The organism is Maribacter sp. 1_MG-2023, assembly GCF_030547005.1.
Lineage (GTDB): Bacteria > Bacteroidota > Bacteroidia > Flavobacteriales > Flavobacteriaceae > Maribacter.
On sequence record NZ_JAUOPN010000005.1, the window covers coordinates 37501 to 54351 of the forward strand.

16 protein-coding genes are annotated in these 16851 nt (G+C 31.1%); all 16 read right to left on the bottom strand.

Annotation, left to right across the window (positions count from 1 at the left end; genetic code table 11):
- Positions 1–129 precede the first annotated feature (129 nt).
- Positions 130–1245 carry a glycosyltransferase gene (locus Q4500_RS07445; protein ID WP_303599060.1) on the bottom strand — a complete coding sequence of 372 codons (1116 nt, stop codon included), beginning with the start codon at positions 1243–1245 and terminating at the stop codon, positions 130–132.
- Positions 1246–1362: 117 nt separating this feature from the next.
- Positions 1363–2592: an O-antigen ligase family protein gene (locus Q4500_RS07450; RefSeq protein WP_303599061.1), complete on the bottom strand. Its 1230-nt coding sequence runs from the start codon at positions 2590–2592 to the stop codon at positions 1363–1365.
- On the bottom strand, positions 2589–3650 hold the full coding sequence (locus Q4500_RS07455; RefSeq protein ID WP_303599063.1) for an O-antigen ligase: 1062 nt from the start codon (positions 3648–3650) through the stop codon (positions 2589–2591). Before Q4500_RS07455 ends, Q4500_RS07450 begins: the two co-directional genes overlap by 4 nt.
- Positions 3651–3783: 133 nt before the next feature.
- Complete coding sequence (locus Q4500_RS07460) at positions 3784–4749, bottom strand: polysialyltransferase family glycosyltransferase (RefSeq protein ID WP_303599065.1); 966 nt, start codon at positions 4747–4749, stop codon at positions 3784–3786.
- A complete protein-coding gene (locus Q4500_RS07465; protein WP_303599066.1) occupies positions 4728–5969 on the bottom strand; it encodes a polysaccharide biosynthesis C-terminal domain-containing protein in 1242 nt (413 codons plus the stop codon). The genes Q4500_RS07460 and Q4500_RS07465 overlap by 22 nt, the downstream gene beginning before the upstream one ends.
- Positions 5966–6514: a DapH/DapD/GlmU-related protein gene (locus Q4500_RS07470; protein WP_303599067.1), complete on the bottom strand. Its 549-nt coding sequence runs from the start codon at positions 6512–6514 to the stop codon at positions 5966–5968. Before Q4500_RS07470 ends, Q4500_RS07465 begins: the two co-directional genes overlap by 4 nt.
- Positions 6515–6516: 2 nt before the next feature.
- Positions 6517–8112, bottom strand: coding sequence for an acyltransferase (locus Q4500_RS07475; RefSeq protein WP_303599068.1), 1596 nt, complete (start codon positions 8110–8112; stop codon positions 6517–6519).
- Between the two features lie 64 nt (positions 8113–8176).
- Positions 8177–9487, bottom strand: a complete 1311-nt coding sequence (locus tag Q4500_RS07480) for a fibronectin type III domain-containing protein (RefSeq protein ID WP_303599069.1) — start codon at positions 9485–9487, stop codon at positions 8177–8179.
- 42 nt (positions 9488–9529) lie between these two features.
- A complete protein-coding gene (locus Q4500_RS07485) occupies positions 9530–10276 on the bottom strand; it encodes an SDR family oxidoreductase (RefSeq protein ID WP_303599070.1) in 747 nt (248 codons plus the stop codon).
- Positions 10258–11169 carry a Gfo/Idh/MocA family protein gene (locus tag Q4500_RS07490; RefSeq protein WP_303599071.1) on the bottom strand — a complete coding sequence of 304 codons (912 nt, stop codon included), beginning with the start codon at positions 11167–11169 and terminating at the stop codon, positions 10258–10260. The genes Q4500_RS07485 and Q4500_RS07490 overlap by 19 nt, the downstream gene beginning before the upstream one ends.
- Positions 11166–11882 carry an acylneuraminate cytidylyltransferase family protein gene (locus Q4500_RS07495; RefSeq protein ID WP_303599072.1) on the bottom strand — a complete coding sequence of 239 codons (717 nt, stop codon included), beginning with the start codon at positions 11880–11882 and terminating at the stop codon, positions 11166–11168. The genes Q4500_RS07490 and Q4500_RS07495 overlap by 4 nt, the downstream gene beginning before the upstream one ends.
- Entirely contained in the window at positions 11883–12929 is a 1047-nt protein-coding gene (locus Q4500_RS07500; RefSeq protein ID WP_303599073.1) for a nucleotidyltransferase family protein, read from the bottom strand.
- On the bottom strand, positions 12916–14091 hold the full coding sequence (gene neuC, locus Q4500_RS07505; RefSeq protein ID WP_303599074.1) for a UDP-N-acetylglucosamine 2-epimerase: 1176 nt from the start codon (positions 14089–14091) through the stop codon (positions 12916–12918). The genes Q4500_RS07500 and neuC overlap by 14 nt, the downstream gene beginning before the upstream one ends.
- A complete protein-coding gene (gene neuB, locus Q4500_RS07510; RefSeq protein ID WP_303599075.1) occupies positions 14088–15092 on the bottom strand; it encodes an N-acetylneuraminate synthase in 1005 nt (334 codons plus the stop codon). Before neuB ends, neuC begins: the two co-directional genes overlap by 4 nt.
- Entirely contained in the window at positions 15092–15724 is a 633-nt protein-coding gene (locus Q4500_RS07515) for an acetyltransferase (RefSeq protein ID WP_303599076.1), read from the bottom strand. Before Q4500_RS07515 ends, neuB begins: the two co-directional genes overlap by 1 nt.
- A complete protein-coding gene (locus tag Q4500_RS07520; RefSeq protein ID WP_303599077.1) occupies positions 15711–16850 on the bottom strand; it encodes a LegC family aminotransferase in 1140 nt (379 codons plus the stop codon). Before Q4500_RS07520 ends, Q4500_RS07515 begins: the two co-directional genes overlap by 14 nt.
- Position 16851 lies beyond the last annotated feature (1 nt).

Consider the following 16851-nt stretch of genomic DNA (forward strand, 5'->3'; position numbering starts at 1 on the left):
AGGGTTGAAACACCCTAAACATATTTTGCATATGTGTAATATGCAAATTAAAACAATTTGGATAAGAACAACTATGTTTCTATCGCTTTTGAACATAACTAATCGTACCAAATTATATAAGCAGATTTATTAATTTGATGAAAATATATTATTTACGTGAGAATTGAAACGTTCTAAAAATTGATCTTCCCCAAATTTTCTTGCATGACCCCTAATCCATTCCGAATTATATTTTGTTTCATTCAGTTCAAATAAATCAATACATTCTTGAATAGAATAAGAATTCTGTTCGTCAAAAAAACCTCCGCTAGATTCGCTGATATTTTCATTCTCAACCACGGTTTCTAAAGCCCCTCCTCCTTTAAATGCTAAGACAGGAACACCATAAGCCATTACCTCAAGCGGAATCATTCCGAAGTCCTCTTCTCCTGGAAAAATTAAAGCTCTTGTTCTATCTAAATATTTTTCAATTTCACCCCAAGATAAACTACCTAAAAAAGAAATATTGGAATTAGCCATTGAAGAAAGTTTTTCTTTTTCTGATCCATTTCCTATTACTACTAGTTTTTTACCATTCTTATTAAATGTTTCAACTAACAAATCAATTCTTTTGTAAGGGGTAATAGCACCAAAACTTAAATAAATATCACGCTCTACGTTTTTCACTAAAGGTCTTTCGAAAAGAGCTAATTCGATAGGCGGATATATCACCGTCGAATTTTTTCTATAAAACTTTTTAACCCTTTTTGCTACATTTTCTGAATTAACAACATAACTGGTGACATTATTAATTGTCGTAATGTCCCATTTACGTAATCTTTTGAAAAAATAATTTGCAATTGGTCGCAACGGTTTAGACATACTTAAAAGATAATCTTCAGTAAAGCCCCAGCAATAACGCATTGGAGAATGAACATAGCAAATGTGGGGTGTACCTGCCTTAAAATTGACACCTTTAGCTGGTCCTGATTCAGAAGATATAATTAAGTCATAGTCCTCCTTTAGCTTTAATGATTTAATTCCTATTGGATATAATGGAAATAATTTTTGATAATATTTTTTTAACAACGGCTTGTCTAATACAGAAGAAATTATAGTATTCTTAGGTAAATTAGAACCATAAATACTTTCATCCAGAAACAAGGTATAAATATCCGCATCAGGATAAAGTTTTAAAATACTTTCTATAACTTTTTCTCCCCCTCTTCTGGTAATTAACCAATAATGTACTATAGCTACTTTCATATTTTTCAATAGTTAATAAAACACTGTTACTCTTCCATACTATTTAATAAACCTAAAAAGAACGACACAAGTTTTAGGAAATATTTAAAACTAATAGTTAATAGATACCCTAAAGCACTAATCTTGATGGTCATCTACTTTGTTAAAATTAACAGCACTCAAATATAAGAATGAAGAAATTACCGTAAAAAATACAATACCTTTTAAACGGTATAAAAAGGACTCTGACAATAAGCCTAGCCCAAAAAGCACTAAGAAAGAAATATTAATTTCATTGTTAAAAATGCTTTTTTTTCTATGCAAAAGAAAAGGGTAGAACAATAAAATCAATAAGCTTATAATACCTAATATGCCCATGTCCATATATTGCCTTAAGTATTGGTTATGCAAATCATAACCGAAATACCTAATTCGTTCATCTCCATTTTTAATTACTTCTCGTCTTAGTACTTCATTGCTCTGACCTAAACCTTCGCCAAGAATAAAATAATTATCCGAAATTGTTTTAAAAGCAGTTGGCCAGTGATAAATACGTTCATCATTTTTAGTTATATCTAATTTACTGGATAATAAGGGCAATTTGGAACCTACAAAGAATAGGGTAACCAATAAAAATAGTAAACTTAGTCTTTTTAATAAAGAAACATTGTCAACCTTTATATACTTGCCCAGAAACAAAAGATGAACCAAACAATTTACCAATAAGGGCATTCTAGAAGCAAGGATAATCAAGTTAATATTTAAAAAAGAAATTAAGAGTATAGCCCAAACCTTACTTTGATAAACCTTTAGCACTTTATTTGATAAAAGAAATATTAAAGCACTTACTATCAAATAACTCCAATATGTAGGATGAACACCGATTACATGTGGGAATTTATATTGTAAGTATAAAAATAAACTTCCTTTTTCTGCAGCCATATGTTTGACCCAGTCATAATTATTAATCACAAAGCTTGAGAATTTTACAATAGAATATAAACCAATAAAAAAAGTTGTGGATATAAAAATTTTGATAAAAATTTTTATCCTAGATAAATTCCATTTCGCTGCAACTATTATAAATGGAATAACTAACAACGAAATCTGCCTTTCAAGAATTTTTAAAGCCAATTTAAAATCTGGAGATAAAATTGTAAACGTTATGAAAACTCCGATTGCTATAAGAAAAGGAAATAATACCTTCCTATTGGAATATAAATTTATTTTCTTGTTTTTTTCAAAAATAAGGGCAAAGGCAAATAATACATATAAAAAGGGAACATACTTTTCTCCTATAAATATACCTATGAAAGGAAATATTCCTAAAAGAAAAGGTAAAGCACCATTTTTAATCATTTTAATCATTCCAAAATGATTTTGCTACGCTTGTGACGACCAAGCTTGTTTTGATTAAAAAAGACAGCTAAAAAGAGTCCATAAATCCATCCTGTTTGAGCTGCATAAACGTAAGGGTTGACCAAAATTTCAAAGTGTAAAAAGACAAAAAAACCGAAAAAGGTTAAATCAGCACTTTTCCTATTTTTAAAAAACATATAACACAAATACATTACCAGAGCTAAATATCCTAATAACATTAAAATTCCATTTCTATAAAAAACGTCCACTATGAAATTATGAGAGGACTCGTAAGGTGAACCATTAACCATAAAATTGATACTTCCCATACCATGCCCGAACAAAATTTCTAATATTGATGAGTTTTTAATATGATTATTATACATATCCCTTACAATCAAACCCCTTCCGGAAGATGCTTGTTCTATTGTTGTTTCACCTGAAAAGATACTCAAAAATCTTTCACTGAACTGTAGTGCTATATCTTGAGCTGCATTTGAGTATAATAGCACTACAAAACCAATTATAGTTAAGAAAAAAGAAGTTTTCAATAAAGAAGAAAGAATTTTACCCTTAGGATCGTATAATGCTACCAAAAACAATGTTATTACAAGCCCAAATAAAGCACCTCTAGACATTGTAAGAATTATTACAACTATAAAATAAAGACATGATACAACTTTTAGTATGCCTTTTTTTAAATGAAAAAAACTGATTATAAAACCAAGCCCAACGATTAAACCAAAATTGTTTACACCACCTGCAAAAATAGTTTCTACCCTAAACCCCCTTACGGAACTCAAATTAAATACTTTGTCCCAGTCATCTATAAAAATTCTAAAAGAAAAAAGCAGGATGACATAAAGCAAAATTTTATATAAAACTTCTTTGTTTATATAACTTGAATAATAATTACCCAATATCAAAACAAGAAAAAGCTGTAAGTGAATTACAGAGAATATTAACTGTTCCTTTAACAAAAAACCTTTACTAACTAAAACATTAAGAATTGTAAAAAGTAAAAAGTATATAAAAACACATATTGCAATAAATGCTTCCTTTTTCAATATTAACCGTCCTTTAGAAAAGAAAACGACGATTAAAAAATTTAAAAATATCAAAATAGTAGATAGATATACACTTCCCACGCCGTCCGTTAAAATAAAATTAAACGGAAGAGATAATAAAAGTAAGATTAAGCTAAACTTGGCTAACGAGAATGTCTTCAAAATCAAGTGTTAAATCAAAGTTTTTATAAATTTCATCATCAATATTAATTCCCTTAATTTTTATACCGATCGTTTTAAGATTAAAAATTTTAGCATCGATTAATGCCGTCGAAAAAAAACTATAAGCGTTTTTACATTTTTTAAAGCCATCTATCATGTCTTTTACAACAATAACATTATTTGGTAAATTGATATTATCTAACTGATTAATGCAGGCCGGATGAAGTTTTATTAGCACATTTTGATATTTATTAGATAAATATTCAATAATAATATTGGTATACTTAATTTCTTCCTCAGCTGAACATAACCCTGCTAGGTGTAAACATTGCATTAAAAAAATAGCTGTTTCTGAATCTTGTTCTACTTCGCTATTATTGTAATGAGACAACAAATCTGCCTTAATAAAATCTAATTTCGCAAAAACCTGATTGTCTTTCCACTTTTTATATTTAATTAAAAAATTCTTTTCCCTTAGAGAATAAACATAATATGAATTTAAAATAATACCACCAAAACCTGCACCTACAGCATATACTCCGAAAATCGCCTTCGAAAAACTGTTAACTATTCCTCTAGCTAATTCCTTACTTTTAGAAAATTCTAGAGGAAAAACACCATGCTGTAGGGCTATAAAGTAAATGTCAGGCAACTTAGTTTTTAAATGACATATAATATTATGGCTTATAAAACCTTCTGATGATGAAAAATAAACAGTTTCAAGCTTATTTTCTATTATAAAAGCTTCTATTTCAGAGGTAGTTTTTAAAAGATTCTTTTTCGACAACAATCTTTTAAAGATATTTTTTACCGGGTTGCCATCAAAGTTATTTTCCAAATTGGCTTTAAAAACCTCTAAACCATGAATATTTGCCATATCCATGAAACGTTTATTCATTGCTTTTTCAAAGATTATTAAACCTTTATTTCCCTCCATTTAATTTGTGCTCTTAATAATTTTAATACTAGAACTGTAAAATATGTAATCACAAAACTGTATGCAGCCCCTAAAATTCCAAATTTAGGTATTAGAACCAGGTTAAGACCTAAATTTATTACAAATGAAACAGCCATAATGACTGTAATAGCCTTTTCATCATGACTAACATACAAAAACAAATGGGGTATCAATGACAAATTATTAAAAACAAATCCTAATAAGAATATGTACAATAAATCTATATGAGCTATAAAGGCCTCTTTATCAATTAAACTAAAAATAAAAGGACTGATAAACGGAATTACTACTGCTAAAGTAATACTTGATACTAATGTCAACAGACCGAACTTTTTTAATTCAGATATAAATATATTTTTATTGTCGGCAAAGCTTTGAATTAATTGTGGCAGGTAGATAATGTAAAAACCACTTACAATAAAAATATGTATTACTGAAGCTATTGAAAAAAGGAAAGAGTAGATACCGGTATCCTCAAGACTAAGTACCTTACCTATTATAAATTTGTCAGAGAATTCAATTCCTTTTAAAAATAGTATCAAGACAACAAAGGGCAAAATAGCCTTTAAACTTAATTTCAGCTGTTCTGATGACATTCTCCTGAACATAGAATTTGTAACCTTATGTAAAGTTCCAACAAAACCCTTGTAAGCTATTATAAACAATAAAATGTAAGAAACTAGCATAATCCAAAGAACTATTTCAAAAGTCAATGCTTCAAAAAAAATGTCATAAACAACAATCAATAGAACAAAAAGTAAGCTTTTATAAATTAGCTGTATGTTACCTTTTCTAAAAGATTTATTTATCATCAAATACCTGTAAACCTCTTGTGAAAAATAATCGCACAGTCCAATTACGAGTACTAGCACTACATTTACCGATGTTATCAATTCATTTGGAAAAACTATTAAGAACAAGAGTACTTGTGCAATTAAAACGAATGGAGCAATTGTGACAAAAAACGAAAAATGTTCGTTATAAATTTGCTTTTTCTCTGTCGCTTGTGCAATATTCCTATTGGTAATATTATAATATTCCAATCCAAAAATAGTAGTGGATATTAGCACGAAATAACTAATTAATTGAAAACTACCATAATCATCTAGACTAAGGTTTTTAGCTAAATAACCAAGCAACAAAAACTTAGAAGCTATTGAAATACCCCTTGTAAATAAACTTTCTAAACTATTTTTCAACTAATGACTTTTAAAACTTTTGCAGGATTACCGGCAACCACAACATTATCAGGAACATCTTTGGTAACTATACTACCTGCACCTACAATGGAATTATGACCTATTGTTACACCTGGTAATAAAATTGCATTAGCGCCTACCCAACAACCTTTTTTTAAAATTGTATTCTCTGCATTAAAATGACCTTGATCCATAATCATTGTATTTAATGCTCCGTACTTATGGTTAGATACATAAATATGCACTCCTGAACCAATTAAAACATGGTCTTCAATTATAATCTTTCCTTTTTCCGGTTCACGTATATCGGCAAATAACATGCTGCCAGGTCTTATAACTACTTTATCGCCAATACTAATTTTTGAACAATTAATTGCAAACGCATATGGTCTAAATTCTGACCCAACGCCAAAATGTCCAAATTTCTTTTCACATAATTTACGAGAGGTTTTCTTAAAAAATAGTCTCCAATGTGTAAATGGACAATCTGGTCCGAGGCGATCTGCCTTTTTATCAAACCTTCTTTTATTTAAAAAACCAATCATAATTAAAATGTTTCTTGCAAGTATTCAAAATTATTCATCTCCTCTTTATTTTCTTTAAGGATCCTGGCAATTTCCGTACCTATAATTAATTTTTGAATTTTATAGTTTATTGAATTATCTCCACGATAACTATATTGCCCTAAGTTAAGTTTTTCAATTACATAATCAGGTAATTCCGTATGTGCAACATGATATAATTGACCTTCATAATCAAACGATGTAAAGTTGCTGTCAAAATTTATAGGATTATGGTTGGCTTTTCCCAAAAGATCTTTTTGGTTTTTAGGGTACAAATGAACAAAGAACTTACTTTCTTGTTGCATATTGGTCAATGTACCTTTTTTAAGAAAAACTATTTCTTTTTTACCATCAAAATTGGCAATGAATATTTTGTAAACACTATCTGAGTAAACACTTCTTTGAGCTAGAAGTTTTGAGTATTCACTACCAGTCTTCAACATCTTTATTTGCTGTTTTTCCTTTTTGTCTAATTGTATATTTCTTTTGTTTGCCTGTAGAATAAGAATTGTTCCAAGTATAATGGTTACAAGGGGTTTCAAATATAAGTTTGAAGATATATTAAAATTAACTTCTCTAAATTTTCTTCCATATTCTATAAATCTTTTCTCAAAATAAAAAAAAACAACATAACTTAAAACTAAAGTTATAATCACAGCTAAGCTTAAAAAGCTATAAGAACTTTCAGCTATATTAAGTTGTTTAGCTAGAAACCAATACACAATTGGATGAATAAGGTAAAGGGAGTAAGATATATGACCTAGGCGTTCTAAGACTAGATTAACCCATTTAAAATTAGGGAATTTAATAAGCAAAAATGCAGACGTTAAAATAAAACAACCACCACTATAAATTATTCTATTAGAACCGCTGATTATATGAATTAAATCGCCTTCTGACAAGGGTAACAGGAAAATAATAAGAGCAAGAAATAATAGAATTGATCCGAGCTTATTATTCTCTTTCAATGCAAATAAACTACCTATTAATATTCCACCAACAAATAAAAATAATTGGTTTAATGGGTTGATATAGGTTTTCCATGCCTTACCTAAACTATCAAATTCTGATAATTGGAAAAACGCAAAATACAGTGCGATAAATAAAGTAATTAAAAAGAAAACGGGAACTAAATATTTAAACTTCCTTGATGCTATTACAATGATGGGGAAGAGAGCATAAAAAACTAATTCATTCCCTATTGACCAAGCTCCAGTAGGTATATATTGATCCACGGCAAAAAAACCAAATAGTCCAGTTATATTTAGTAAAATCTTTTCGTAGGGATAACTTTTAGCTAAAAGAAGTATATTTAATAAAATACAAAACCATAATAAAGGGTATATTCTAGCCAAACGTTTTACAGAAAAGCTCTTTATTGTTTTCAAAGTTAATTTATCTTGATATACAAGATATAATGTTAAGCCACTTAACACATAGAAAACCGAAACACCATAAATACCAATTTTACCAAGAAAGGTTTCACTACCATATACTCCATAAGACCATACAAGATAATGATAACACATTATACCCAATGCCATTAGTCCTCGTAAATAATCAAGTGATGCTATTCGCATTAGTATAAAAGACTTTAACTAAGTTTCAGTAAAAATACTAAAACCAAAACAACAATTAGCATGTCTATGGTGCTGTAAAAACGAATCGATCTTTGTTAGTCTGATTACAGGCTCCGCTGTTTAGAGAATTCCACACACCTCTACTATTACCATTAACAACAGAACGAATTGAGAACTCATAAGTGCTACCAGATTCAAAGTTACTTAATGGTAAACTATAAGAGAATAATCCCCCACTGCGTGTAGCTTGCGTTATTTCAATCGAAACTCCTTCACCTTCTAAAAAACCCTGCAGACCATATTCAATTTCGTAAACTACCTGATCATAAGATTGGCAGTATTCATAATTGAAACCATAATGATAATCAGGCCAGCTTAGTTGTAATTGATCGTCAACAACACTGCTCTCTGTAATGAACACCACATTGGCAATTGGAGAACGATAAGTTAAGACCTTTGTGTATTCCGAAAAAGAAGAACCACAAGCTACTCTTACAAAAATATCATAATTAGTATTTGCTTTTATATAATCTGAGTATTCATTATGAAAGGTAAGTTTGTTTAAATTAAAATAATCTTCAAACTCTAAACCAGTCCCTTTTTCTGTATTCTCTTCTACTATTTCTACAACGTAACTTGACTGAGTATTTACGTAAAAGTTAATGTTATATCCATCTTCATACACATCTCTTATGGTTGCTATACAGGGCGAAGTTAGATTTTCATCGCCAGTATTTATGTTTTTTGTAACCCATTCACCGTAGACATCGTTACATTTTCCCCTAACAAGAAAAGTATATTCAACATTTGGTTCAATATTGGTAAAGTTAAAAATATCAGTATTACGCTCTAAAGTATATATCTGTGCTTCGGTAGGGTTACTATTTCCGTTTGCCAACATGGCAACTTGCCACTCTTCTGCGTTTCTGTTTGGAATCCAAAAAGCTCTAAAATCGCCATTTTCTACATAACCTATGAAGCCTAAATTATCCACATCTAGCTCATAACAAGTAGGGGTAGTAAAGGTATATGGGTTTGTGATAAACTCTCCTATAATGTCAGCCGAACAAATAGATTGCAGATAAAAATCATATTTCGTATTTGGTTTTAAATCTTTCAGTTCAGCATTCTCATCAGATGTATTTCCTTTAACACCTGTGCCCAACACAAAGCCTTTCTCACCATATTCATAATTTGAGGCAAAACCTTGAGTCTCTAACCATTTAATGGTGGCACTGTAAGGTGATAAAGCCTCTAGGCCAATATCAACATTTCTAGGGCATATTTCTTCGGTTTCTTCAATTACATCATCTGTTTTACAGTTAATGAAAAGAGTAAAACAAATAATTGGTACTAAAAAAATGTTAGTCCTCATAAATACTGTCTTTATATCTTTATACCCAAGTACATCTAATTATTATATTGCCGTCCACCCGCCATCTACCATTAAATTATGACCGGTAATGAATGAGGCGTCTTCTGACAGTAAAAAAGCAATTGCAGGAGCTATTTCTTCTGGTTGACCCAATCTTTTCAATGGTGATTTATCTTCATACCGCTCTATAAACGAAGGGTGCTGAGCATCTTTAATTCCGCCAGGTGAAACACAATTTACCCTAATGTTATATTTGCCATAATAAGAAGCTAAATATTTACTAAAATTAATGACCCCTCCTTTGATAGCGGCATAAGCAGCAGGTGATGTGCCGCCATACCCTTCGTAAATAGTAAAATCATTACCAACAACACCATATATCGAAGCGATATTTACGATAGAGCCTGACCCTTGTTCTTTCATTACTTTTAAAACACATTGGCATAAGAAAAATACGCTATTCATCTGCATATCTACATTCTTTCGCCATGACTCTAGCGGTACATCTTCAAATTTATTGCCCCAGTCCTTTGTTCTCGGATAAGCATTGTTTACCAAACCATCTATTCTACCGTACTTGGCATACACTTGTGCTACCAACTCCCTTATAGAATCTTCAGAAGTAACGTCGCAATTATAATCGCCATTTTCGATATTCGTATTTGCATTGATATCGGCATTGATTACAATAGCTTGGCTTTTCTTTAAAAGCTCTAATGTTGGTTTGCCTATTAGACCACTACCACCTGTAACAATAATTACTTTATTTTTTAATCGTTCTGCAAGCATATTTCTAATATTTCGTAAGCTTCATTAGCTGTATTAAACTTATTATCTTTTGCAACGACCTCATGAATAAAAAATCGTAATTGATCTTCGTAGGTATCGATTATTGTTTTCTTAGAAGTGTAAATAATCTCCTTATTTTGATAAACCGTATTTTCTAGAATATCAATTGTTAATGTATGATCATCACAAATAATTTCAAGTGTTCTTTTGGGGTCTCTTCTAAAGTAGTTTAGAACTATGTTTGCGTTGAATGTTGTATACCCTAACATATAATTTGCATAATCATAAGCATCAATGTTCAAAGAGGATTTATTTGAAAAAATCTTATGTACTTCTTGAGGTTTACCAAACAACCAATATGTATAATCTATTTCATGAATTAAATCAATGTGTACCCCTCCACCAAGTTTTCTATTTGCACTATATGTAGTTGTATAATCTATACCCGGTCTCCAATCTGGTAAATAAGATCCACAATAAACATTTACTTCATTGATTCTTTTTCCTTGTATGTACTTTTTAGCAAATTTTATACAATCTAAAAACCTAAGATTACACGCCACGTAGGTAATAATATTATTACTATTAATTTTTTGTAATACAGCCTTGTTCCCCAATGAAGAAAAAAGCGGTTTTTCAATAAATAAGGGTATTTTTTTAGGTATTAAGTGCTCAATTGTTTCTTTATGAACCGATGTAGGATTAGATATTATGGCAAAGTCAATTTCTATATGATCTAAATCTTCAAATGAAAATATATTGATAATCCCCTTCTTGGCATCTGCTTTTAATGAAGATCGTATAGCATACAATTCAACATTAAAATCAATTTTCCTTAAAGCCGCAATATGTTTTAAAGCGATAGAACCAAGACCTACGACCAGTACTTTCATAAGTTCATTCCTAGTTTATCACTTGCCAAAAGATATTCCATCATATCAAAATCTAGAGGCTCATCTAGGTCAAAACATATATGGTCCATAACATAATACAAACTTCTTTCTGTAATCGCCGACTTACAGCCGTTTTCAAAAAATGTTCTACGATAAAAATAAAATGAGGCATTCATATCAAAAACCTGTGGTGCCGTTTGTCTAGATCTTGTGTCACTTGGGCATACCAATTTACAATAGCCATTATCAGCATCCTCTACAACATTGAAATAAGGATTTTTATGAGGTTTAGATACTGAAAACAGATTTATGGCCTTGTCATCGGCCAAAAGCTTTATAAAACCTTCATTTAGATCCTTCTGAGTTCTTAAGGGAGAAGTAACATCAAGATCTAAAAGAATATCATATTTTTTGCTATTCTTGCTTTCCTGAAACTTTATCGCATCTTTTAAAACATCAATTTTACCAACCGTATCATTCGCCAAGTAATCTGGCCTAATATAATCTGTTTCCAAACCAAATGAAAAGGCTACTTCTTTAATAGCGCTATCATCAGTTGATAGTAAAATATCTACATTATCATGTATTGAAGCAAATTCTTTGGCATGTTTAATAGAATATGCCAATAGAGGAACACCATTTAATTTTTTAATATTTTTACCAGGTATTCCCTTAGAGCCTCCTCTTCCACATAATGTAATTAGTATATTCATTTAAAATTTAATTTGTTCAATATCTCTTTGTGCTTTTTCAAAATCTTCATGTTTGCCTACATCTAACCAGTAACCAGATAATGGATAAGAAACAACCTTTTTACCATCTTCAATTAATTTTTCCATCAAATCGGTAGCATTGAAAAAGCTTTCTTTAGGAAGATACTTTAATGCCGATTTTTTAATTAGATATATGCCACCATTAGAGTAGTATGTATAAGTAGGTTTCTCTTTAAAATTTATTACATGACCATTATTTGTTTCTAATACGGCATACGGAATGTTCACTTGATAAGGAATTGTAACAACGGCCAAATCCGCATCATTGTTCTTAAAATCTAAGAAAAAATGCTCATAATCTAAATTGGTTAAAAGATCAGAATTGGTAAGCAGAACATAATCATGTGAAAAATCATCTATTTTAGATACCGCTCCAATGGTTCCTAAAGGTTTGTCTTCCCATACATAACTTAAATTAATATTTTTTTGACTTCCGTTTCCAAAATAATCTTCAATTTGCTCTCCTAGATATTTTACTGATATCCAAAAATCATCTATTCCGTATAACGCAAGTCTATCTAAATTATGCTCCATAATAGGTTTAGAGCCAACTTTTAACAAAGGTTTTGGCGTATGCTCGGTTAAAGGTCTTAAGCGCGTTCCTTTACCTCCGGCCATAATTACAGCATCAACAGGTAAATAAGAACGTATTAATCTAAAGTTAATAACGGTTACAACGATATTATTATCGTCTAAAACGGGTAAAATTCTATAATTACCTTCTCGATATTCAATTATTTTCTCTAAATTTTTTTCGCCTTTTCTAATAAATTTAGGATTGGGCTGAATTATTTTGTTTACGTTATCGGTAACTTCAACACCATCTATTAATCCCCTTCTAATATCGCCATCAGTGAGCGAACCCAAAAGTTTATCTTCATCATCAACGACGAATAAAATGGCATCTTTTGCTAAATCTTGTAACTTTATCAAGGCTTCCCTGATGGTGCTTTGTGTAAGTAGTAAATGGTCTTTATAGTTTCTCAAAACATGTTGGTTTTAAATCGTAAAATGACTTCTTAAGATTTTTATTATTGTATGTAGTTAGTTTGTTTATTATTTTATTTGTTGCATCGCCATTACCAAATAACAATTCTTGTTTTGAAATCTCATCCAAGAAATTTTTATTTGTTGTTTTTATTATAGACGATGAAATTTCATGCTCATTTGGCGCACAATGTATAACACTTATTGGAGCTACGCGACCTTTTTGTCTATCTCCAATATTAATAGTAGGAATATGAAAATAAGGAACTTCTAGAATTCCACTTGAAGAATTACCGATTACAAAGTCTACATATTTTAATGCTGAAAGGTATCTAAGTTGACCCAACGATATAAAGCTAATTGCTTTTGCGATATTATTTTCTACATAGGAATCAATCATATCAATGATAGCCCTACCGCCTTTATCCGAATTAGGTTTTGTAAAAATTAATGTAGTATTTTTCAATTTATCTAAAGCAGATAATAATTCTTGAAATTGTACCTCGGCAGTACAATTTTCCATAGTAACAGGATGAAAAGTAATTAATACCGATTTTTTGTCAAGTTTTGTAGCAATAGATTCTTCAAAAGATTTTTTATCTAACAACTGAAGGTTTTTTATACTATCTATACCTATTGCACCAACATTAAATACAGTATGGGGCTGCTCCCCTAATTGTATGATTCTATTTCTATACACCTCGCAACTTGCAAAATGTAAATGACTCATTTTAGTAATTGCATGTCTAATAAACTCGTCATAAGCCCCTTCTGTTGTTTCACCGCCATGAATATGAGCTACAGGAATGTTACTGATTACTGCGGCCGTAGCTGCAGCAAGTATTTCGCTACGGTCACCTAAAACTACAATCATGTCAGGGTTAAATTCACCAAAAGTTTCTGCAAAACCTATTGTAGCTTTACCTACCGCTTTTGAGATTGCCAAAGCACTATCGCCTTTCAAACCATCATCAACTTTTGCATCTATGGTAAACCCGTCTTTTTCTATTTGTAAATACGTATTTCCGAATTCTGACATTAAATGCATGCCGGTAACAAAAAGTTGAAGCTGTAAAACTTTGGCATCATCAATGGCTTTAATCAATGGCTTTAATAGACCGTACTCTGCCCTAGTACCTGTTATGACACCAATTTTTTTCATATTAACTCGTCAGCTTTGTAGTTTTTAGTTGCAGTTGTACCAATAACTTCGTCCCATTTCATAGGAGATATTCCTGTTCCCGGTCGCTTCACCGTTATATTGTTTTCGTTGAAAGCTTCTCCTTTAGAAATATCCACATTTGCAACAATGCTTTTACGCGCAATAGGTTTGTTTTTAACCTCACTTGGGCTAGGCACTTTTACACCATTGCCCAAAGCCTGTTCTATATTTCTTATTGCAGTCACCATTTTTTTAAGCTCTTGGGGTTCTAAGGATGCTTTATGATCAGGACCGTCCATAGTATTGTCAAGGGTAAAATGTTTTTCGATAACGGTGGCTCCAAGAGCTACGGCAGCTATAGGGATTTCTATACCCAAAGTATGATCAGAATAACCTATAGGCACTTTAAACACGTCTTTTATAGTGTTCATGGCTGTTAAGTTTACATCTTGCATAGGTGTTGGATATTCAGTATTACAATGTAAGACAGTAATATCTTTTATATCTGTACCAGATGAAGTAACGACATTTATTGCGTCCTCTATTTCTGACATCTCGGCCATACCTGTAGAAATTATTACCGGTTTGCCTAAGCCACCCAATTTTCTTAAGTATGGTAAATTGGTAATTTCACCAGAAGGTACTTTCCACAAATCAATTTTAAGTTCTTCTAAAAAATCAATACTATCTAAGTCAAAAGCTGTTGACAGAAACTTAATATTCTTAGCGTTACAATAATCGATTAATATAAGATGGTCGTTTTTACTAAGTTCAAGTTTTTGAAGCATCTTTAACTGAGATTCTACTTCATTATTTGTGTTTTGTTTTTGGTAATCAGCTTTTTGAGCAGATTTACTAACAAGTTTTTTAGAATTAAATGTCTGGAACTTAACATAATCTACCCCTGCTGCTGCTGCTGCATCTATTAGTTTTTTCGCTAAAGTAATATCTCCATTGTGGTTTACACCCGCTTCAGCAATTATCAGTACTTTATTTTTCATTATTTAATAAGTTGTTTAGCAGGATTACCTACCCATGTCCCTTCTTCCTCTATATTTTTTAAAACTACAGAGCCTGCACCAATAATTACATTATCGGCTATTGACACTCCCTGTTTTATAACAGACTTTGCTCCTATAAAACAATTTTCTCCTATTTTAACGTTCCCTGCTAACACGGCTCCTGGTGCAATATGTGAATAATCACCAATACAACATTCATGTTCTATTATACTTCCAGTATTTATAATACATGCTTTTCCTATTCTTACCAAAGCGTTGATAGAGACGTTAGGATTTATTAAAGAAGATTCACCAATAACGGCCGTATTAGAAATAAAGGCAGTAGGATGTGCCAAGACCAATTGATTAATATTTAGCTGCTTTAATAATGTATATAATCTTTTTCTTATGGTATTAGACCCCATAGCTGGGAAAACATAACAATCATTGACAAAATCCTTTAAATCAATATCGGCTTCATTCCCAAAATATTGAATATCATATGGGTTTTCTGTATTTTCATGCCGATCAAAATAACCCTCTACGCAAAATCCATTACTATTAGCAACATCAATGGCTACATATGCATGTCCCGAATATCCTAAAAAATAAATATGTTTATTTTTTGACACTACTTGGAATATTAATTACACGTTGTTCTAACCAAACAGAATTATCGAGGTTTCCTTTTTGAGCTTTTTCGAACATGGGCAAACTAGACATTAACTTCCAAATTGGTCTGGTCATCACTCCAGCATCATTAGTAGCTGACAAGAATTCATCTCTATCATTAGGATTCTCAAGAATAATTGAATTTAACCAATAGTTTGCAGATGTATTATCAGGTTCTGTGACAAAACGTGCCGATTTATTCATAAAAAAGCCTATATATTTTTGGGCTAAATCTCGTTTGTTCTGTAAAATTTCAGGTAATTTTTCTAATTGGGCACAACCGAGTGCTGCATTAACATTCGGCATTCTATAATTATAACCAATCTGATCATGGTTAAAATCCCAACGATGAGGAATTTTAGCGGTAGTCGTTATATGTTTGGCTTTTCTTGCCAGACTTTCGTCATCTGTTAATATCATACCACCACCACCAGTAGTAATGGTTTTATTTCCATTAAAACTTAATGTACCTAACAAACCTTTAGTTCCTGTATGAACTAGGTTATCATAACTTCCTAACGATTCTGCTGCGTCCTCAATAATTTTGATATTATATGGGTCACAAATCGCTTTTAAATCATCAATATTAATTGGCATTCCAAATGTATGCATTGGTACTACCGCCTTTATTTTGCGTTTGGTTTTTTTATTGATACAAACATCATTTTTCATGATTGTTTCTTCCGATAAAAAATGCTTTAATTTCTCAGGGGACAGACCCATTGTATTTTTATCTACATCAATAAAAATAGGATGTGCTCCTATATAACTGATTGCATTGCAAGTGGCGATAAACGTTAATGACTGAGTTAACACTTCATCATCTCTTTCTACGCCTGCAAGTTGTAATGCAATATGTAAAGCTGAAGTACCGTTTACAGTTGCTATCGCAAATTTTGAACCTGTAAAAGTTGCTATATCCTTTTCGAATTTATCTACAAATTTACCAACACTAGATACAAATGTTGTATCAATACATTCATTTAAATATTTTTTTTCATTACCGGCAAAATAAGGCTCATGAAGAGGTATAAAGTCTTCGCTCTGATAATACGACCTAATAAAATCTATTGTTTCTTGAATCATT